This is a genomic window from Blautia parvula (assembly GCF_020215665.1).
Taxonomy (GTDB): domain Bacteria; phylum Bacillota; class Clostridia; order Lachnospirales; family Lachnospiraceae; genus Blautia; species Blautia celeris.
This window is the reverse complement of the sequence record NZ_CP084061.1, coordinates 2,999,036-3,018,984: the sequence shown is the minus strand read 5'-3', so window position 1 is coordinate 3,018,984 and position 19,949 is coordinate 2,999,036. Positions and strand designations below refer to the sequence as shown.

Sequence of the window (19,949 nt, the reverse complement as noted above, 5' to 3'; positions counted from 1 at the left end):
CAGAATACTATAATAGAAACAGAAACTAATCAGGTGTGCAATGAATTCTCTGGCTGTTTTAAAGGGTATATTGTTGATTCTTGCACTGACCATGGATTCTTTCGTGGTCAGTTTTGCTTATGGGGTGAGTAAGACTAAGATGCCTTTTGGTATTGTGGTTTGTATGAACCTGCTGATGAGTACAATTTTGGGTACCGCTATTTTTATGGGAAGTCGACTGGCAGCGCTGCTTCCGGAAGGAGTTACGGGAAGACTGGGGTTTCTTCTGCTGTTTGGGATTGGATGTTACAGGCTTTTTTCTTATTTTTTGAAGAAGGGGGAAGCGGATACAGATAAGGTGAAGGAGCTGAATCTGCTGGAAGGACTGGGGCTTGCTTTTATTTTGTCTCTCGACAGTATTGCGGTGGGCATCGGGACCGGGCTGGTGCAGTCCGGGCAGGTGATGCTGGTCATCGGCTCTTTTTTGGCAGGTATCGCTGTGATGGAGGCTGGATGGATGCTGGGACATGGGACCAGGCATATACTGAACCGGGACCTGTCCTGGCTCAGCGGAGTGTGTCTTCTTCTGCTGGCAATTGGCTCCCTGCGGGGATGAATTGTAAATTTTTTCTTGATTTTTAGCGGTTTTTGAGGTATCTTAGAAACAGTTTCAATGACCAGGTGTCTCTGCGGGTCTCAGGTGCGGGGACATATGACTTGTTAAGGGGTAGATATGGGGCCTGGGAGAGATGTAATATGGGGCAGCACAGTAAGGAAAGGAAAAACATATGAGCGAGTATACAAACGTAGCTGAAATTTTTGGAGAGGACGTGTTTAATGACACTGTCATGCAGCAGCGTCTGCCGAAAAAGGTTTACAAGGATTTGAAACAGGCGATTCTGGAGGGGAAAGAACTGTCTCCTGAGATGGCTGATGTGATTGCCCATGAAATGAAGGAGTGGGCTATAGAAAAAGGGGCAACACATTATACACACTGGTTTCAGCCGCTGACAGGCGTGACTGCTGAGAAACATGATTCTTTTATCACAGCACCGCTTCCAAGTGGAAAAGTCCTGATGAGTTTTTCCGGAAAAGAGTTGATCAAGGGTGAACCGGATGCGTCTTCCTTCCCGTCCGGCGGGCTGCGCGCCACTTTTGAGGCCAGGGGTTATACGGTCTGGGACTGTACCTCTCCGGCATTTGTAAGGCATGATGCGGCAGGTGCCACACTCTGTATTCCTACAGCCTTTTGCTCCTATACCGGGGAAGCTCTTGACCAGAAGACCCCGCTGCTGCGTTCCATGCAGGCTGTCAATAAACAGGCACTGCGCCTGATCCGCCTTTTTGGCGATACAACAGCCAAGAAAGTTACCCCCTCCGTGGGAGCGGAGCAGGAGTATTTCCTGGTAAGTGATAAGAATTTTATGCAGAGAAAGGATCTGACTTTTACAGGGCGTACGCTTTTCGGAGCCATGCCTCCCAAGGGTCAGGAGATGGATGACCATTATCTTGGAACCATCCGCCAGAAAATATCTGCATATATGAAGCATGTAAATGAGGAACTGTGGAGACTGGGCGTTACCTCCAAGACACAGCATAATGAAGCGGCTCCGGCACAGCATGAGCTGGCTCCCATCTATGCGGAAGTCAATGTGGAGGTTGACCATAATCAGATCATAATGCAGACGCTGAAGCGTATCGCCTCCCAGCACGGGATGAAATGTCTGCTTCATGAGAAGCCGTTTGCAGGCGTAAATGGTTCCGGTAAGCACAACAACTGGTCCCTGACAACGGACACAGGTGTAAATCTGCTGGATCCGGGTATTACACCTCATCAGAATATCCAGTTCCTGCTTGTTTTAAGCTGTGTACTGAAGGCCGTGGACAGACACGCGGCACTGCTTCGGGAATCCGCCGCAGATGTGGGAAATGATCATCGTCTGGGCGCAAATGAAGCTCCTCCGGCCATCATTTCTGTATTCCTGGGAGACCAGCTTACAGATGTTATGAACCAGTTGATTACAACAGGAATGGCTGACCACAGTATTGAGAGCGAGAAGCTGGAGACCGGTGTAAAATCCATTCCGGAGTTTATGCGTGATACCACAGACAGGAACAGGACCTCACCTTTTGCCTTCACAGGCAATAAGTTTGAATTCCGTATGGTTGGTTCCAGGGATTCTATAGCGCCGGCCAATATGGTATTGAACACCATTGTTGCCCAGTCATTCAAGGAAGCCTGTGATGTGCTGGAGAAGGCAGAGGACTTCGATATGGCAGTCCATGACCTGATCAAGAAGAATTTTACAGAGCATCAGAGGATTGTATTCAACGGAAACGGATATTCCGAGGAGTGGGTGGAAGAGGCTGCTAAGAGAGGCCTTCCCAACATCGGATGCATGGTGGAAGCTGTGGAAGCCCTGACTTATGAGGAATCCGTGAGCCTGTTTGAGGAGTTCGGCGTATTTACAAAGGCTGAGCTGGAATCCAGAAAAGAGATCAAATACGAGACATATTCCAAGGCCATCAATATTGAGGCAAGGACTATGATAGATATTGCCAGCAAACAGATCATTCCGGCAGTGATCAAATACACGAAGAATCTGGCAGACTCCATCAATGCAGTGGTGTCAGCAGGCATTCTGGATGTAGATGTGCAGACAGAACTGCTCAGGGACACATCCGGCCTTCTGAAGGATACCAGAAATGCGCTGAACCACTTAAAAGAAGTGGCAAAGACAGCAGCGGACATGGAGGAGGGAAGAGACCGTGCCTTCTATTACCGTGAAAAGGTAATGCCGGCAATGGAAGCCCTGCGCCGTCCTGTGGATGAACTGGAAATGATCGTGGATAAGGATATCTGGCCCATGCCGTCTTATGGGGATCTGTTATTTGATGTATAAAACGGCTGCCGGGAATCATTATAAATAATACAGGAAAAGGTGTTCCGGATACAGATTCGGAACACCTTTTGTGTTATAATAATAAAAGCGGTGTTGCATCTGCAACAGACTGGAATCCATATGGGATGATATAATCGGATAAAAGTTAGAGATTCATATGTGAAGAAGTATTTTGTAATTACCCTGACGCAGGGTAGGAGTAGAATAAACAGGTGAGAGGAATCAGACATGGATAAAGAATTGGAATTTTTACGGGAACAGGGCGTGGACAGCGGACTCATTGACGGCGTGGAGGAATTTCGGGCAAAATATGATGTGGCAGAGGAGGCAAAGGGGCGTGTGATCTGCCCGGATATGCCCTTTTACGGCAGGGAAGTTCTGGAAATGGGAATCGCTGCTCTTTTGGAAGGGGAGAACCTGCTTTTGACAGGACCAAAAGCTACAGGAAAAAATATGCTGGCGGAAAATCTGGCCTGGATTTTCGGACGTCCGGTGTACAATGTTTCTTTCCATGTAAATACCAACAGCGGTGATTTAATAGGAACAGATACATTTGTCAATAATGAGGTGGAGCTGAGAAAGGGAAGCATCTACCGGTGTGCCGAGTTCGGCGGTTTCGGAGTCCTGGATGAGATCAATATGGCAAAAAATGATGCGGTTTCCGTTCTTCACGCCTCCCTGGATTACAGGCGCTGCATTGATGTGCCCGGATATGACAAGATTGACCTGCACGACGCAGCACGCTTTATCGGAACCATGAATTACGGATATGCGGGAACAAAAGAACTGAATGAGGCCCTGGTCTCCCGTTTTCTTGTGATCGATATGCCGCCTCAGAATGAGGAAACCCTGGAATATATATTCCGGAGAAAATTCCCCAGTATCAAAGAAAACGCCCTGAAGCAGTGGATTGGGCTGTTCATGGACCTGCAGACAAAGGCAGGCAACAGTGAGATCACCACAAAGTCCCTTGATCTGCGGGGAATGCTGGGGGCGCTGAAGGCGGTTTCCTGCGGCCTTGGCCCGGCGCTTGCTGTCCGTATGGGGGTAGTCAACAAATGCTTTGACGTGTTTGAAAAAGAGATTGTCCAGGATGTGGTTATGACAAGAATACCGGAATCCTGGACCACAGAGGATGTGTTTCAATGAGAGAAGAATTTGAGCTGGAGCTGGAAAACAGAATCCGCAACCTCATGTGGACGGTGAGCGGGGATTATACCCTGGATGTGAAGCCGGATCTTGACAGTTTCCGGCGTTCCAGGTATATTGCCCTCTATGACGGTATCAAACAGGGGGCATTTGCCCGCTATTTTGACCGGGAGGAGCTATCTCTTTATCTGGTCAAGAAAATATACCTCCATGCTTCGGAAGGGGAGCTTATAAGCCTTGCGCAGCTCTGTATTGAGTGGGCCGTCTGTGATCGGATCATGGAGGAGAGAGAAGGCGTAGGGGAGATCAGAAGAAGAGCTTTTGAGGACACCCTGGAGCTGGATTTTTCCCAATTGGTAGGATATGAGGCAGGGCGGTTAAAAATCTCTCTTTTTAAGGAGGCTCTGAACGGAAAGGAACCAGCCACGGACAGACTCCGGGGCTTCATGGAGAGAGTCTATGAGCTGAAAAATGCCGCAGATACTATGGAAGTCATACGGACAGTGGATTTTCTTTATAATGAGATTGTGGATCCCCGGTTTGAAAAGCAGCATGGTTCCCTGGAGCGGGTGCTGGCGGTCACCCTGGAGGAACTGACAGAGTTTTCCTGGAAGGATTATCTGGAGGAGGAAGCCCTGGAGGAGACATTTTCCGCTTACCTGGACAAAGTGACGGAGAGCATGACCAACCTGGATATGATGGAGCAGGAAAAGCAGCAGGAGAAGGAAGAGGACGGGGAAGAGGAGAACACCAACAGGAAAAAGGTGCTGGTGGTGGATGAAAAGGCCCTGGAGCGCATGTACAGCTATGTACAGAGAAATTACGGGAAGACTTTTCTGACAGAACCGGAGGAAAAACGCCTGAACTATTTACTGTGCAGGGGAATCCATGCAGACTGCAGCCTGTATTTTACGGAGGGAGTTTTAAAGAATCCGGTGCTCCGCAATTATCAATATGAATATGCGAAAAAGCAGAAGGATAAGAACCTTTATGCCTATCACAATAATCACAGAATGGTGAAAAATAATATCTGGACGCTTACAGACATGCTGAAAAAAGCGTTTACCATGCGGGATGAGACAGATGAAGTGCTGTCGGACAGGGGCAGAATCATTCCCTCCCGGCTGTGGAGGATTGGCAGGACAGATGACGCCAAGTTCTTTGTACGGGAACTGAAGCAGGACAATAGTGATTTTGTGGTGGATGTGCTCATTGATGCCAGCGGCTCCCAGAGGAGCCGGCAGGGTCAGGTTGCCATGCAGGCGTATATTCTGAGTGAAGCCCTGAGCAATGTGAATATTCCCCACAGGGTGATGAGTTTCTGCACTTTCTGGGATTATACGATCATGCACCGTTTCCGCGGTTATGAGGATGACAGGAGTGCAAACAGTAATATTTTTGAATATATCACATCCTCTAATAACAGAGACGGACTTGCCCTGAAGGCAGCAGGCCACGAACTGCTGAACCGGGACGAGGAACATAAAGTCCTTATCGTGTTAAGCGACGGTCGTCCCTATGATGTGATATTAAACCGTCCAAATGCCAGAAACCCGCAGCCGTACCAGGGAAAATACGCCATCTCGGATACGGCCTTCGAGGTGCGGAGACTGCGGAATCAGGGTGTGTGTGTCCTGGGGGTATTTGCAGGGGAGGAGAAGGATCTGCCGGCGGAGAAGAAAATCTTCGGGAAGGATTTTGCCTATATCCACAATGTAAACGGATTTTCCAAAGTGGTGGGGAGATATCTGATTCGGCAATTGGAAAAAGAGGAATAGTACAGACGGCAGAGGCCTTCGGTGATACGGTGATACGGAGGAATCTGCCGTTGTTTTATTATCTTTTCTTTCTTATAGACGCGGGCGGGTTTAACGGATATAATAGATGAAAAGCAGTGGGGAAGAGAGCTGCCGGGTTAAAAAAGAGCGAAAAAGAAAGGTTGTTATATATGGAAAACAAACTGGAATCAAAAAAATGTCCTGTGGTAAAAAAATGCGGAGGGTGCGGCTGCAGAGGCATTTCCTATAAAGAAGAGACTGATATCAAGGAAAAGAAGGTGAGGAAGCTTTTAAAGGGAATCTGTAAAGTAGAGCCGATCATAGGTATGGAGAATCCCTATCATTACAGGAACAAGATACATGCCTCCTTTGCCCGCCTCCGGGACGGCAGTATAGTTTCCGGAAAGTATGCGGAGGGGACGCACAGAGTGGTGCCTGTGGATGACTGCCTGATTGAGGATGAAAAGGCAGATGCCATTGTGAGAGATATCAGGGGACTTTTAAAATCTTTTAAGATCAAGATTTATAATGAGGACAGCGGATTCGGGCTTCTGCGGCATGTTATGGTGCGCAGGGGATTCAGAAGCGGGGAGATCATGGTGGTTCTGGTATTGGCTTCTCCTATTTTCCCATCAAAGAATAATTTTGTAAAGGCCCTTAGAAAGCTCCATCCCGAGATCACGACCGTGATCCTCAATGTAAATGACAAGAGGACCAGCATGGTGCTTGGGGAGCGGAATATCACCATTTACGGGAAGGGCTATATTGAGGACGAGCTGTGCGGATGTATTTTCCGCATTTCTCCTTCCTCCTTTTACCAGGTAAACCCCGTGCAGACGGAAAAATTATATGGAAAAGCCGTGGAATTTGCCGGGCTTACAGGGAAAGAGCGCGTGATCGACGCATACTGCGGCATCGGAACCATTGGCCTCATTGCGTCGAAACACGCAAAAGAAGTGATCGGCGTGGAGTTAAATAAGGACGCAGTGCGCGACGCGGGCATCAATGCAAAGAGAAACGGCAGCAAAAATTTCCGGGCATTTCAGGGGGACGCCGGCGCATTCATGGTGCAGATGGCCGAAGCGGGAGAACAGGCAGATGTAGTTTTCATGGACCCTCCAAGGGCAGGCAGTGATGAGGCTTTCCTCTCATCCGTCGTGAAGCTGGGACCGAAAAAGGTAGTATACATTTCCTGCAATCCGGAGACGCTGGCAAGGGACCTGAGATATTTGGTTAAGAAAGGGTATGAAGCGGTGAGGGCGGTACCGTATGATATGTTTGCTTGGACGGAGCATGTGGAAACTGTTTGCCTTCTCACGCCAAAAGCTTATTAATATAAAGGCTGCCTACATCCATAGATAGATGAGGGTTCTAGGAAGCAAACACTGAAAATGAAGATTCTGTGAATGCAGCAGTGTTTCAATTTTAAATTTACACCGTGAAGCATTATGGAATAGGATTTTTAATAAGCAGTATATTACCGAAAAACATGAACAGATCCTGAAACCAGCGTTGGATATGGATTTTTCTGTGTAGCAGCAAATATCTATATAAAGAGCAAACACTATGTACAAATTAATCATTCTGGACTTGGACGGCACCCTTCTCCATACGGACAAATCCATCTCCCCATACACCCTTCATATCCTGGAAAAATGCAAAGCCCGGGGTATCCTGATCGGCATCGCTACTGCCCGTGGGGAGACGAACGCCAAGAATTTTATTTCAAGAGTAAATCCCGACATCATTATTTCCAGCGGCGGAGCTTTGATTAGCTGCAGAGGGAAGTTCGTTTACGCGGCGGCCTTTTCTCCTGAGGAGACAAAAAGGATTATAGACACTGTCGGAATTCTTACAAACGGACAGAGTGAAATTACCGTTGATACGAGAACAAGTCATTACTGGAATTATAAAACAGACCCACACGAGATATATCCTGACTGGGGGGAAGTGATCTATACGGATTATAAAGATTTTCACGGAGAGGCCCTTAAAATTTGTGTGGAAACCACTGACCGAAAAACAGCCGAGAAAATTGCCGAGAGTATCGGAGATTGTGATTTTGCCAGATTTTCAGACGGTGACTGGTATAAGTTCACAAAGGCCAGCGCCACCAAGGCGAATGCACTGCGTAAGGTTTCCGGGATGCGGCACCTCACACTGGATGAAATCATATCTTTTGGAGATGACTACGCAGATATGGGAATGCTTCAAATATGCGGCAGGGGAGTTGCCATGGGCAATGCCATTGAGGAAGTAAAACAGGCCGCCGATGCCATAACGGACAGCAACGATAACGACGGAGCAGCCAAATATCTGGAAAAATATATACTGGAAAAAAATGAACTACCTATCTAAAAACTGCACTGACAGCCACATTGCATTATTTTTTGCAAATGCAGTGCATCAGATACAGGGTAGCGGAAGGCAATTGTTTGAGCTTGCAGCAAATGATAATTTTACCCGCCGCATACCGGTAAACCATGGAGAAAAACACCCCTGTTCTGCAGACAACAGGGGTATGATTTTCTTTTCCTTTTCTCCGGCATATGGTATAATATTTTTTATGTAAGATAAAAAATTTGAGTGGAATTGGGCTGCTGTCTGTCTGGACAGGCCAATGCCATGACAGCGGGGGTAAAGAATGTCAAAGATTTTGAACAGGGAAAGAAAAAAGTCCATATCCACAAGAATAACCGGGAGTCTGCTGATCGTCCTGGTTCCGTCACTGGTCATATTGATCGGCATTTCCTGTATCATGGCGGCAAGTACCATTTCAGATCTGAATGATGATCTTCTGGAGGTACAGACGGATTACGCAGTTTCCATTGTAGATGATTTTTTCAGCAGTAAGGTGACAGCAGTCAGTATGTTTGAGGAGAGTGATGACCTCCAGTCTTATTTTAAAGCTGTGCATAGAGCTGAGGATATTGACAGTTATAAGGAAAAGGATGTGGTCTTAAAAGAACTGTCCGGCGCGTTGGAACGGATGGCCGGGGAAATGGTTCTGCAGGTATGGATCGCAGATGAAAAGACAGACAGCTATCTGCTGGCTGACGGGAATGTGGTGGATGCGAATCTGGCAGATGTGGTCTGGCGCCAGCCGTTGCTTGAAGGGAAGAAGACCGTGGTGTCTGAGCCCTACCTGGACCCGGCCACAGGAGAATCCATAGTTTCCGTGGTGTCCCCTGTTTTTTCTGAGGACAATACAGACGTTTTGGGATTTTTCGGGTTTGACCTTTATGTAAGCAGCCTGTCAAAGCTTCTCTCGGAGATAAAAGTGGGTGAACACGGATATCTGGAGGTGTTGTCCAACAGCTCAGATTACATATACAGTGATGATTCCACGGCAATGGGGAAAAATGTCAGGGAACTGGACATAACAAATGAATATAAAGAAAAAGTGGAAGACAATTACAGCGGTGTCTTCAATTTTGACTACAGAGATACTGCCTATACCTCCATGTTTAAAAACTGTGAGACAACCGGATGGCTGGCAATTGCCACGCTGCCCCTGTCAGAAGTGAATGCCACACGCAATCATCTGATCGCGGTACTCGCTGTTCTGTCAGTTGTTGTACTTGGACTTCTCACTGCGATCGTCATGGTGATCACCCGCAGGATAATGAAACCACTTGCGGAAATCAGCAGCGGTATGCAGGAATTTTCCAGAGGCAATCTGGAAGTGAACATCAAGGAGTATGGAAATGATGAGATCGGGCGTCTGGGAGCCAGTATTCGCTCTTCAGTCAGCACTTTGAAAGAGATGATACATGATATTTCCCATATTTTGAGTGAAATCTCAAAGGGGAATCTGGACCTGACGGTGAAAGATAATTATATCGGTGATTTCCGGTTCATCCGGGAGGCACTGGAACAGATCATAGAGTCACTGAATTTGACTCTGGGCCAGATCAATGTTTCCGCGGAACAGGTATCCTGCGGTTCCGAACAGGTATCAGAGGGTGCGCAGTCCCTTGCCCAGGGGGCATCGGAGCAGGCCGGAGCTGTGGAGGAGCTGGCGGAGAGTATTGGAGAGATATCCGGACAGGTGGCGGCAAACGCGGACAGCGCCGCTGATGCCAACAGCAGAGTAGCCGAAGTGGGCAGGGAGGCGGCCAGGAGTGACAGCCGTATGCAGGAAATGCTGGCCGCAATGCAGGAACTCAGAGAGAGTTCGCGCGAAATAGGCAATATAGTGAAGACCATTGAGGATATCGCGTTCCAGACGAACATACTGGCATTAAACGCTGCCGTGGAGGCAGCCAGGGCCGGGGAGAGCGGCAGAGGGTTTGCCGTGGTCGCAGGTGAGGTGAGAAACCTTGCAACCAAGAGCGCGGAGGCATCCAGAAACACTACAGCACTGATCGAGAGCTCACTCAGGGCAGTGGAAAATGGCGCTGCGCTTGCGGAGGAAACGGCGAAGACATTAAGACGTGTGACGGAAGGGGTCAGCGGGGTGGCTGAGACCATCAACAGGATTTCCGAGGCATCGGATGAACAGGCCCGCTCTGCAGAGCAGGTGGCGCAGGGAATTGAGCAGATTTCCAGTGTGGTTCAGGTGAATTCCGGCACAGCGGAGGAAAGCGCAGCTGCCAGTGAGGAGCTTTCCGCACAGGCACAGCTTTTAAAAGAGCTGATTGGAAAATTTCGGTTGAAAAACAGATAAATAAAAACGGAGCCGGGAGGCATTACGATACTTACCAGGTTCGTAAATGCCTCTCTTTTTTCTTATTGCAGCAGGTAGGCAGCTAATCATGTGTTACATAACCGGAAGGAGGAGGGAAATGCATGTCCATGGATAATTTGATGAATCTGCTGGATTCTTTGCGTGAAACAAGCATTTATGTCATAGAGGAGAAGAGTCACCGGCTTTTATATGTTAACCGGCGGTGCAGGGAGACAGGCCGCGGCAGGGCTGTGCAGGGGGCAAAATGCCATGAGATCTGGCCTGAGTTATGTGCTAATTGTCCTGTGGAAGCTATGGGAGACAGCGGTTCCAGCCATACGGTGTGTTATGATCCGCTGCTGAAGACCACAGTTGATGTGACGGCGGACCGGATAAACTGGGATGGCCGTATTCCGGCTGTGGTGGTCACATCCTCCCCTCACCGCCCGAGCTTTGAGGAAAAGCAGTGGATTCAGAATATTGAGCAGATGTACGCCCAGAGCCTGGTGACCATTTTCGATGAATGTATCATAGCGAATCTGACCGGGGATTATTATATGAATTGTCAGAAAGATGCCATGTGGACGGATATACCGGAGCAGGGCAATTTCGAAGCGGAAAATCAGAAGTATTCCCAAAAGGTACTGCACCCGGATGACCTGGAGCTTTTCAATGAGAACTTTTCCAGGGAGGCCATGCTACGTCTGTTCGGTGAAGGGAAAAAGCAGATTTCCAGGCGTATGCGCCGTCTTACCGCGGACGGCACTTATCATATGGTGGAATTTACGGCAGCCAGGGTGGATGAACTGGGGGAAAAGGAGTGCTGGTGTATTCTGGTATTCCGTGATATACAGGACGAATTTCTGCAGGAACAGCAGCGCAATCTGGAAATCACACAGCTTGCCACAGCGGCAGGGTTTGCATATCAGATGCTCATATCCATTAACCTGACGAAGAAGACTTATCACATGCTGGAATATGAGCGCTATCCTGTTGTCCGCCCCGGGACGGAGGGGAATTTTGATGACTTGATTGAAGCCGAGCTTGCCACTGTCCACCCGGATCACCGGGAGGAATTTCGTGAGAAGTTTTCCTATTTTTCCCTGGTCCATGCGTTTTCCAGAGGAGAGCGGATTGTCTCCATGGAGGTGCCACATCAGGGGGAAGACGGAAAGTATCACTGGTATTTTACACAGGTAGTGCGTGTGGACAGTCCCTACTCCGATGATCTGATCGAGATCACGCTTTCACGAAATATTGACGGAGAGCGCAGGGCGCAGCAGGAAACGCTGGAGAAGGAGAGGCGCGCAAAGCAGCTTTTGGAGGATGCACTGAGAAAAGCGGAGAAAGCCAGCCAGGCAAAAAGTGATTTTTTGTCCAGAATGAGCCATGATATCCGTACGCCGCTGAACGCTATTGTGGGAATGACAGAACTGGCGCAGCTTCATTTGGAAGAAACAGAAAAATTAAAGGATTATTTCACGAAGATTCAAAGCTCCGGCGCCCATCTGCTCGGATTGATCAATGAGATCCTGGATGTCAGCAAGATAGAGAGCGGCACGGTTGAGATCGAGGAGAGGGAATTTGACCTGGACAGTCTGGTAAAAGAGGTTTCAGAGATGGTGCGCATGTCCCTTGAAAAGAAGAAGCAGATATTCTCAGCTTCGGTGGAGGAAGGCACACATACCCAGGTGCTGGGTGATGCCAGAAGGCTGAAACAGGTGCTGGTGAATATTCTGGAAAATGCATCAAAATATACGGACCGAGGAGGACAGATCTCTCTTCTTGTCCGGGAGACACAGAAGGAGGAACAGGGAGCCGGAACATACCAGTTCCTGATCGAGGATAATGGCATCGGTATGAAGCCTGAGTATCTGGAACATATATTCGAGCCTTTCAGCAGAGCGGAGGACAGCCGGACCAGCAAGGTTACGGGTACCGGACTGGGCATGACGATCGTGAAGAACCTGGTTTCCATGATGGATGGGACCATTGATGTGGAGAGTGTATATGGAAAAGGTTCCAGATTCCTGGTCACACTGTGTATGACAAAATGTTACGGCACCGTCACGGTTCCTGTGGAGGGACAGATGGAGGATATCTCCGTGTTTTCTGCTCTGCGAGCGCTGCTTGTGGAGGACAATGAGCTGAACCGACAGATCGCTGTGGAGATGCTGGAACTTCTGGGTGTACAGGTGGAGGCTGCGAAGGACGGACAGCAGGCAGTGGAAGCTGTCTGCAGCCATCCACCTCTTTACTATGATATTGTCTTCATGGATATACAGATGCCGGTGAAAAACGGATATGAGGCTGCCCGGGAGATCCGGAATTCCGGCATGGAACGGATTAACGAGCTTCCCATTCTCGCCATGACAGCGGACGCCTTTGCGGAAGATATCAAAAGCGCACGGCTGGCAGGCATGAATGGCCATCTGGCAAAACCGATTTCCATGGAACAGTTAAAGAAAGCTCTGGCAAACTGTTTTATATGGAAAAAGAAGAATCAGTGGGGAGATACGGAGGAAACCAATTGATCCGGAAACAAGGTTTTCAACAACAGGTATACGAAAGACACGGCGGTCCGGACAGCAGAAAGCATAAAATGACAGGACGGAATCTCCTGGATGTATTAGAGTATAGACAGGAGGTGGAAGCATGGAATGGACGGAATGTCTGAAAGGGGCAGTAAAGTTTATAGAAGCCCATCTGCTTGAGGAGATAGAGGTTAAGGACGTGGCAGCTGCTGTATATATGTCCCCTTTTTATTTCCAGAAGGGGTTCAGCATTATGACAGGCTATTCAGTCGGTGAATATATCCGGCAGAGACGCCTGTATCTGGCAGCGCTGGATGTGCTGGCCGGACAGGAAAAGGTGATAGATCTGGCATACAAATACGGCTACAGTACGCCGGAGAGCTTTACCAAAGCATTCAGCAGATTTCACGGAGTGCCGCCTATGCAGCTCAAGGGCAGTGCCGGGAAAATGAAGGTGTTTCTTCCTCTGAAAATCACAGTGACCATACAAGGAGGAGACAACATGGATTACACGGTTGAAAAGATGGAACGCATGCAGGTCATCGGCCTGGAGTGCGCAGTGCGTTATGACAGTTCCTATCAGGAAATTCCGAAGCTGTGGGATATATTCAGCAGGGATTACTGCTCATCCGGCAGAGAAGAAAGTGCAGCCAGCCGGACAGTAGAGCGATGCGGCATCGGGGAATTCGGTATCTGCATGGAGACAGAGGACAAGGGCAGCGAATTTAAGTATCTGATAGCCGGCAGATATGACGGCGGGGAAATCCCGGAGGGGATGAAAGTGCTGGAGATCCCTGCTATGGAGTGGGCAAAGTTCTGCTGTACCGGTCCTCTCCCGGGAGCACTGCAGACGATCAATACAAAAATATTCCACGAATGGCTTCCCGGCAACCCGGATTATGAGATCGCGGCGGGAATCAATCTGGAATGGTATTCCATGGGAGACTGCAGTTCCCAGGATTATGAAAGCGCAATCTGGATACCGGTCAGGAAAAAATAAATAATGCAGTCATTACATGATTTTTCGGAATTATGGGATGACTGCATTATTTTGTGTTATAATAAAAGGAATAATGACTGATACCGGAAGAGGATGGAAAATGGGAGATAATATTTTTCTGAAAAACAGTAAAAAACCGGAGTTATCCGATTATATGAACTTTAATGTACAGGGCCGGGGGAATCTGGGCGATGACATACCGCTGGCTGTATACCGGCTGATGGAATTTTCACTCCGCGAGCAGCTGATGGAGCAGCTTGGCAGGGAGGAGCAGATACAGATATTCAGAAAAGCAGGGTACCGTGCCGGGGTGTATTTTGCAGAAAATATGCTGGACACTTCTCTGTCTTTGAATGAGTTTATAGCAGGGCTTCAAAGACGCATGGAGGAATTGAAAATAGGGGTGCTTCGTGTGGAGAAGCTGGACAAGGAGACAGGAAAGATCGTGCTCACAGTCTCAGAGGACGCGGATTGCTCCGGGCTGCCGCTTCTGGGGGAGACCGTGTGCAATTATGATGAGGGATTTATCTCAGGAATCCTGTCTGCCTATATGGGAAAAGAGTATTCGGCTGTGGAGATTGACTGCTGGGCTACCGGGGACAGAGTGTGCAGGTTCAGTGCCGGTCCAAAAGAATGATGAGGTGCGGGCATGGAAAAGGATAACTGTGAAATGCTTTTTGAATATTTGAAAAGCATACTTTACGATTCACCCATTCGGCCTCTGCATGTGGAGGAGCTGGATGCCCCGTACCGAAAACTGGGACTTGGGCTTCAGTATCTGCAGAAGGCCGTGGAGGAGATGCAGGCATATACAAAAGACCTGTCCCAGGGAAACCTGTCAGGGGAATTCCCGGCCAGGGATAATTTTCTGTGTGCCAATCTGAAGAATCTGCATGCCAATCTTAACCATCTGACATGGCAGGCAAAGGAGGTGGCGGCGGGTGATTATTCCCAGCATGTCTCCTACCTGGGAGAGTTCTCAGAAGCCTTCAATACCATGACTGCCCAGCTGAAGGAACGGGAGGCGCTGTTGAAGGAAGAGACTGCCAGAGTGCAGAAGCGCGCGGAAGTCATAGAGGGGTACAATGAACTGCTGGTGGAACTGACCACAAAAAGGAATGAGTGGATACTGGTGGTGGACGCAAACAGCAGGGATATTGTATACTGCAATAAGAGAAAAGATGAAAAGAAGATAGATCCGGAATTCTGCCATATCTGCCAGCACAGGCTGTCCTTCAGAAATAAGATCCTGAACTGGCAGGAAAGCGGTCAGTACAAGGTCTGGGAGATGGGAGATGAGGAGCAGGGTTTCTACCGCATCACTACATTTCTCATAGAGTGGCAGGGAAGAAATGCCTATGCCCACATTGTGGTGGATATCACGGATGACAAGAAGGCAGCCGACAAGCTGACGAGCAAGGCCTACTGTGATCCGGGAACGGGAATACAGAACCGGCTGTTTTTTGTGGAATATATGGAAAAGGTGCTGGAGGAAAAGCGGGATATTGTCCTGTGCTATATGGATTTGGACGGACTGAAATATGTCAATGACAGATTTGGCCACAGCGAGGGGGACGCCTATATCCACAGTTTTGTGGAAGCAGTCCAGAAATCTTTCAGAAGTATGGATGTCTTTGTACGGATCGGTGGGGATGAGTTCTGTATCGTCATGTCAGAAGGCGAGAAAAGGGCGGCGGAAAAAAGGCTGGCTGATCTGCTTAAGGATTTTGTCAAGACGAATACCAGACCATATCCGGTGAGCTTCAGCTACGGTGTGGTGGAGATAGAGGGGAAGAAAAACAGCCTTGGCCTAAAAGAGATTGTCACCATGGCAGATGCCAGAATGTATGAATGCAAGAAAATAAATAAAGAACAATATCACAGGAACATATAAGGTTCCGACAGATATGGAAAGGTGTAGAAAAGATGAGATACAGAGCGCTTGGAAAGACAGGGCTGAAGGTCAGCGAGATCGGACTGGGGGCAGAGTGGCTGGAGCGCCACAGCGCCCGGGAGGTTAGTGAGGTGATTTTACACTGTGAGGAAGCGGGAATCAATATTCTGGACTGCTGGATGTCAGAGCCGAATGTAAGGTCAAATATCGGGGCAGCCATCAAAGGCAGAAGAGAGCGTTGGATCATCCAGGGACATCTGGGGTCCACCTGGCAGGGCGAACAGTATGTAAAAACACGTGACATAGAACAGGCCGCCGCCGCCTTTGATGATCTGCTGAAGCGTCTGGGAACGGATTACATAGATTTGGGCATGATTCATTTTGTGGATGAGGAGGAGGAATTCCACCGCATCATGGAGGGGGAATTCTATGCGTATGCCGGGGAATTGAAGGAGAAGGGAACGATCCGGCACATCGGAATGAGCACCCACAATCCTGCGGTTGCAAAGATGGCAGCTGAGAGCGGAAGGATCGAGATGATTCTGTTCAGCATTAATCCTGCCTTTGACATGCTTCCTGCCAGTGAGGATATAACGGAATATTTTAAGGAAGACTATGAGGAAGAGCTGGGAGGTATTGCGCCTGAACGGGCAGAGCTGTACAAAATCTGTGAGAAAAACGGTGTGGGGATCACGGTTATGAAGGGATATGCCGGGGGACGGTTGTTTTCTGCTGAGACTTCCCCATTCAAAACTGCGCTGACGCCGGTACAGTGTCTGCACTATGCCCTGACGCGTCCTGCAGTTGCCAGTGTGCTGGCAGGATATGACACACCGGAACATGTGGATCAGGCTGTGGCCTATGAAACTGCCTCCGAGGAGGAGAAAGACTATGCCACAGTTCTCGCCAATGCCCCGGCCCATGCCTATTACGGGCAGTGTACCTACTGCGGACATTGTGCGCCATGTCCCTCAGGGATCGACATTGCAATGGTCAATAAACTGTATGACCTGGCAGTGATGCAGCCTGAGGTACCGGCATCTTTAAAAGCCCACTATGACGGGCTGTCCGCAAACGGCGGGGACTGCGTGGAATGTAAAAACTGTGAAGATAACTGTCCCTTTGGCGTAGTCATTACGGAAAAAATGAAAAAGGCGGAAATACTTTTCAGATAAAGTCTGCCGGGTTAAAAGGAGTTTCTGATATGAGAGAAAGATCACAGGTGCCGGGTAAAGGCGTCAGTGTGCCGGTAATGCTGGCTCTGTTATTTTTGGTGTTTCTTCTGCCATGCGATACGGTTTGGGCGGGGGAAGATACGGAGAAGAGGGTTCTGAAGGTGGCATTTCCGGAGGTGGATGGGTTCACCGAGACAGATACGGACGGAACACGCCACGGAATTGTGGTAGACTATCTGAATGAAATTGCAAAATATACCGGATGGAAATATGAATATATCAATGTGACCGGCGAAGAAATGATAGATAATTTCATGGCCGGTGAATATGATCTGATGGGGGGCACCTACTATCTGGAAGGGATGGAGGAGTACTTTTCCTATCCGGATTATAATGCCGGTTACGGTAAGTCTCTGATCCTGGCACGCAGGAATGACAGCAGCATCAGAACATATGACTGGAAGAGCATGAACGGCAAGACCATCGGCGTATATGAAAATGCCAGGGAAAATATCCGCAGGCTGAAACAGTTCATAGAGAGCAATGCCATTGACTGTACCATCAAATATTATAACAAGGACCAGCTCTTTAACGGAAATCTGTATCCCTATCTGGAGAGCGGGGAGATTGATATGCTGCTGGGCAATATTGCGGATGATACGGAGGTTTTCCGTCCGGTCGCCACGTTTGACTCCCAGCCCCATTACATTGTGACCACACCGGACAATCAGGATGTGCTGGAAGGATTGAATATGGCGCTGGAAAAAATAGCGGACTCCAATCCGAATTTTGCGGAGGAGTGTTACCAGGCAAACTTTCCTGACAGCGGTACAGCCAGTATATATATCAATGATGAGGAGAGAGCCTATATTGAGCAGAAGAAAACGGTCTCCATCGCGGTAGTGGAGAACTGGCATCCTCTTTTCTGCATTGAATATGCGGAGGGACTGCACAACGGTCTGATCCCGGATGTACTTGAGGAGGTTAAGAAGTTTACCGGTCTAGAATTTACCTATGTATATGCCGAGTCCTATGCGGATGCCCTGAAGCTGGTACAGGAGGGAAAAGCCGACATGATGGGGGCTTTTTTGGGAAACGAGGAGCAGGGGGCAGAGATGAATCTGGCCCTGACGCAGACCTACGGTACCCTGAATGATATTATAGCCAGGAACAAATCCGTCAGCTTTCCCTCTGAGGGACTGGTGGGCGCCGTGGTGGAGGGGCTGCAGATGCCCGCAGGTATAAAGACGGAAGAGGTGCTTTATTACCCCAACGCGGCGGATGCTCTGTCCGCTGTAAACCGCGGGGAGGCAGATTTTTTCTATGGCCTGTCAGCCAACATGGAGGAGGAGATCCAGAGGCATCATTATACGAAGGTGGTGCCGAACACCCTGGTCAACAATGCAAATGATATCGTGTTTGCCATGAAGAGCCCTGCAGAGACTGATCTGCTGACAGTCATGAATAAGGCCATCAACAGTATGAGCAGTGAGGAGAAGGATACCCTGGTGAATCAGAATATGATATCTGTGGGGATGAGTTCACTGACCGTAGTGGATCTGCTGTATGCCAATCCGATCCTGTTTATCACTGTGATCGCGGGTGTATTTCTGCTGGTCGTATTTCTTGTCCTTATGGCCGCCCGTTCCCGTGTGCGCTCTGCAAAGATGCAGGCCAGCCTGGAGAAGGCGGAGGCGGAAAACAAGGCAAAAGGTGAATTTCTCTCCAGAATGAGCCATGAGATCCGTACGCCTATGAATGCTATTGTGGGACTGAGTGACCTGACCTGTATGCTGAAGGATGTTCCGGAGGATGTGAGCAGCAATCTGATAAAGATAAGGGAATCCTCCCATTATCTGCTGAGGCTGATCAGTGATATACTGGATATGAGCAGAATTGACAGCGGAATGATGACAATTACTTCCGAACCGTTTTCTGCTGTGCGGCTTGTGGATGAAGTACAGAATATCATGGCATCAGAGGCCCGCAAATACGATCTGGAATTTGAGATACACAAAAAGATCAAAGACGATATCCTGGCAGGGGATGCCGTGCGTTTGAAGCAGGTACTCATGAATCTGATCTCCAATGCCTTTAAATTTACTCCGGCCGGAGGTCTTGTACAGCTCTACGCAGAGCAGACCGGAAACAGGGATGGAAAGGCAGTATATGAGTTCCGTGTGGCTGATAACGGAACAGGGATATCAAAGGAGAACCAGCAGCGCATTTTTGAGGCCTTTGAACAGGCGGGGACCAGTTCTGCCAAGAGTCAGGGAACCGGGCTGGGGCTTGCTATCAGCAGGACTATTGTAAAGCTTATGGGGGGAGAACTGAAGCTGAAAAGCGAGCCGGGACAGGGCAGTGAGTTTTATTTTACCATAGAAATGCCTGTGGAAAATGCGGAGGATATACAGGAAGAAACCTCTGAGGAAAGAGAAGGTCCGTGCCTTTTGGATTATCACATTCTTCTGGCTGAGGACAATGACCTGAATGCGGAGATAGCCCAGGAACTGCTGAAGATGCAGGGCGCCGTTATACAGCGCGCCAGAAACGGAAAAGAGGCAGTGGAAATGTTTGAAAAAAGCAGGCCAAAAGAGATTCGGGCAGTTCTCATGGATATCCAAATGCCGGTTATGAACGGGCTTGAGGCGGCCCGTGCCATAAGAAAACTGGGAAGGGAGGATGCAGTGTCCATTCCCATTATCGCCATGACAGCCAACTCCTTTAAGGAGGATGTGGATGCGGCGGCAGCGGCAGGCATGGATGGTTTTGTGACAAAACCGGTGGATGCGGAATATCTGTATCAGGTCCTGCAGAAAGCGGCAGCGTCAAATAAAGATTCCCTTTGAATAGAGAATTGCGAAAGGA

At 48.8% G+C, this 19,949-nt stretch carries 13 protein-coding genes; all 13 read left to right on the top strand.

Going from position 1 to position 19,949, the window contains the following annotated elements; translation table 11 throughout:
- The first annotated feature begins 40 nt into the window (after positions 1-40).
- The 13 genes from LC508_RS14015 (at position 41) to LC508_RS13955 (ending at position 19,930) form a co-directional block, all read left to right on the top strand.
- Positions 41-595 carry a manganese efflux pump gene (locus LC508_RS14015; protein WP_033143861.1) on the top strand — a complete coding sequence of 185 codons (555 nt, stop codon included), beginning with the start codon at positions 41-43 and terminating at the stop codon, positions 593-595.
- A gap of 172 nt (positions 596-767) precedes the next feature.
- Positions 768-2,882, top strand: a complete 2,115-nt coding sequence (locus LC508_RS14010) for a glutamine synthetase III family protein (protein WP_033143860.1) — start codon at positions 768-770, stop codon at positions 2,880-2,882.
- A 228-nt stretch (positions 2,883-3,110) separates the two neighbouring features.
- The gene (locus tag LC508_RS14005; protein WP_054351904.1) at positions 3,111-4,031 is read left to right on the top strand and encodes an AAA family ATPase; all 921 of its coding nucleotides are present in this window, start codon (positions 3,111-3,113) and stop codon (positions 4,029-4,031) included.
- Positions 4,028-5,809: a cobaltochelatase CobT-related protein gene (locus LC508_RS14000; RefSeq protein ID WP_103732444.1), complete on the top strand. Its 1,782-nt coding sequence runs from the start codon at positions 4,028-4,030 to the stop codon at positions 5,807-5,809. The genes LC508_RS14005 and LC508_RS14000 overlap by 4 nt, the downstream gene beginning before the upstream one ends.
- Before the next feature lie 170 nt (positions 5,810-5,979).
- Entirely contained in the window at positions 5,980-7,143 is a 1,164-nt protein-coding gene (gene rlmD, locus LC508_RS13995; protein WP_103732446.1) for a 23S rRNA (uracil(1939)-C(5))-methyltransferase RlmD, read from the top strand.
- A 232-nt stretch (positions 7,144-7,375) separates the two neighbouring features.
- Positions 7,376-8,167 carry an HAD family hydrolase gene (locus tag LC508_RS13990; RefSeq protein ID WP_103732445.1) on the top strand — a complete coding sequence of 264 codons (792 nt, stop codon included), beginning with the start codon at positions 7,376-7,378 and terminating at the stop codon, positions 8,165-8,167.
- 286 nt (positions 8,168-8,453) lie between these two features.
- Complete coding sequence (locus tag LC508_RS13985) at positions 8,454-10,478, top strand: methyl-accepting chemotaxis protein (protein WP_054351905.1); 2,025 nt, start codon at positions 8,454-8,456, stop codon at positions 10,476-10,478.
- 122 nt (positions 10,479-10,600) lie between these two features.
- On the top strand, positions 10,601-13,012 hold the full coding sequence (locus tag LC508_RS13980; protein WP_054351906.1) for an ATP-binding protein: 2,412 nt from the start codon (positions 10,601-10,603) through the stop codon (positions 13,010-13,012).
- A 121-nt stretch (positions 13,013-13,133) separates the two neighbouring features.
- Positions 13,134-14,012 (top strand): AraC family transcriptional regulator, encoded by an 879-nt coding sequence (locus LC508_RS13975; protein ID WP_103732837.1) that lies wholly within the window; start codon positions 13,134-13,136, stop codon positions 14,010-14,012.
- Between the two features lie 100 nt (positions 14,013-14,112).
- Entirely contained in the window at positions 14,113-14,649 is a 537-nt protein-coding gene (locus tag LC508_RS13970; protein WP_118593779.1) for a V4R domain-containing protein, read from the top strand.
- 12 nt (positions 14,650-14,661) lie between these two features.
- The gene (locus LC508_RS13965; protein ID WP_103731764.1) at positions 14,662-15,906 is read left to right on the top strand and encodes a GGDEF domain-containing protein; all 1,245 of its coding nucleotides are present in this window, start codon (positions 14,662-14,664) and stop codon (positions 15,904-15,906) included.
- Between the two features lie 32 nt (positions 15,907-15,938).
- Positions 15,939-17,081, top strand: coding sequence for an aldo/keto reductase (locus LC508_RS13960; protein ID WP_103731765.1), 1,143 nt, complete (start codon positions 15,939-15,941; stop codon positions 17,079-17,081).
- Positions 17,082-17,110: 29 nt separating this feature from the next.
- Positions 17,111-19,930: an ATP-binding protein gene (locus tag LC508_RS13955; protein WP_103731766.1), complete on the top strand. Its 2,820-nt coding sequence runs from the start codon at positions 17,111-17,113 to the stop codon at positions 19,928-19,930.
- Positions 19,931-19,949: the final 19 nt, after the last annotated feature.

Excerpts from the sequence above, each read along its gene's own strand:
- LC508_RS13990 (WP_103732445.1), top strand. The coding sequence starts at position 7,376 with ATGTACAAATTAATCATTCTGGACTTGGACGGCACCCTTCTCCATACG.
- LC508_RS14005 (WP_054351904.1), top strand. The coding sequence starts at position 3,111 with ATGGATAAAGAATTGGAATTTTTACGGGAACAGGGCGTGGACAGCGGA.
- LC508_RS14015 (WP_033143861.1), top strand. The coding sequence starts at position 41 with ATGAATTCTCTGGCTGTTTTAAAGGGTATATTGTTGATTCTTGCACTG.
- LC508_RS13965 (WP_103731764.1), top strand. The coding sequence starts at position 14,662 with ATGGAAAAGGATAACTGTGAAATGCTTTTTGAATATTTGAAAAGCATA.
- LC508_RS13980 (WP_054351906.1), top strand. The coding sequence starts at position 10,601 with ATGTCCATGGATAATTTGATGAATCTGCTGGATTCTTTGCGTGAAACA.
- LC508_RS13975 (WP_103732837.1), top strand. The coding sequence starts at position 13,134 with ATGGAATGGACGGAATGTCTGAAAGGGGCAGTAAAGTTTATAGAAGCC.
- LC508_RS13970 (WP_118593779.1), top strand. The coding sequence starts at position 14,113 with ATGGGAGATAATATTTTTCTGAAAAACAGTAAAAAACCGGAGTTATCC.
- rlmD (WP_103732446.1), top strand. The coding sequence starts at position 5,980 with ATGGAAAACAAACTGGAATCAAAAAAATGTCCTGTGGTAAAAAAATGC.
- LC508_RS13985 (WP_054351905.1), top strand. The coding sequence starts at position 8,454 with ATGTCAAAGATTTTGAACAGGGAAAGAAAAAAGTCCATATCCACAAGA.
- LC508_RS13960 (WP_103731765.1), top strand. The coding sequence starts at position 15,939 with ATGAGATACAGAGCGCTTGGAAAGACAGGGCTGAAGGTCAGCGAGATC.
- LC508_RS14010 (WP_033143860.1), top strand. The coding sequence starts at position 768 with ATGAGCGAGTATACAAACGTAGCTGAAATTTTTGGAGAGGACGTGTTT.
- LC508_RS14000 (WP_103732444.1), top strand. The coding sequence starts at position 4,028 with ATGAGAGAAGAATTTGAGCTGGAGCTGGAAAACAGAATCCGCAACCTC.
- LC508_RS13955 (WP_103731766.1), top strand. The coding sequence starts at position 17,111 with ATGAGAGAAAGATCACAGGTGCCGGGTAAAGGCGTCAGTGTGCCGGTA.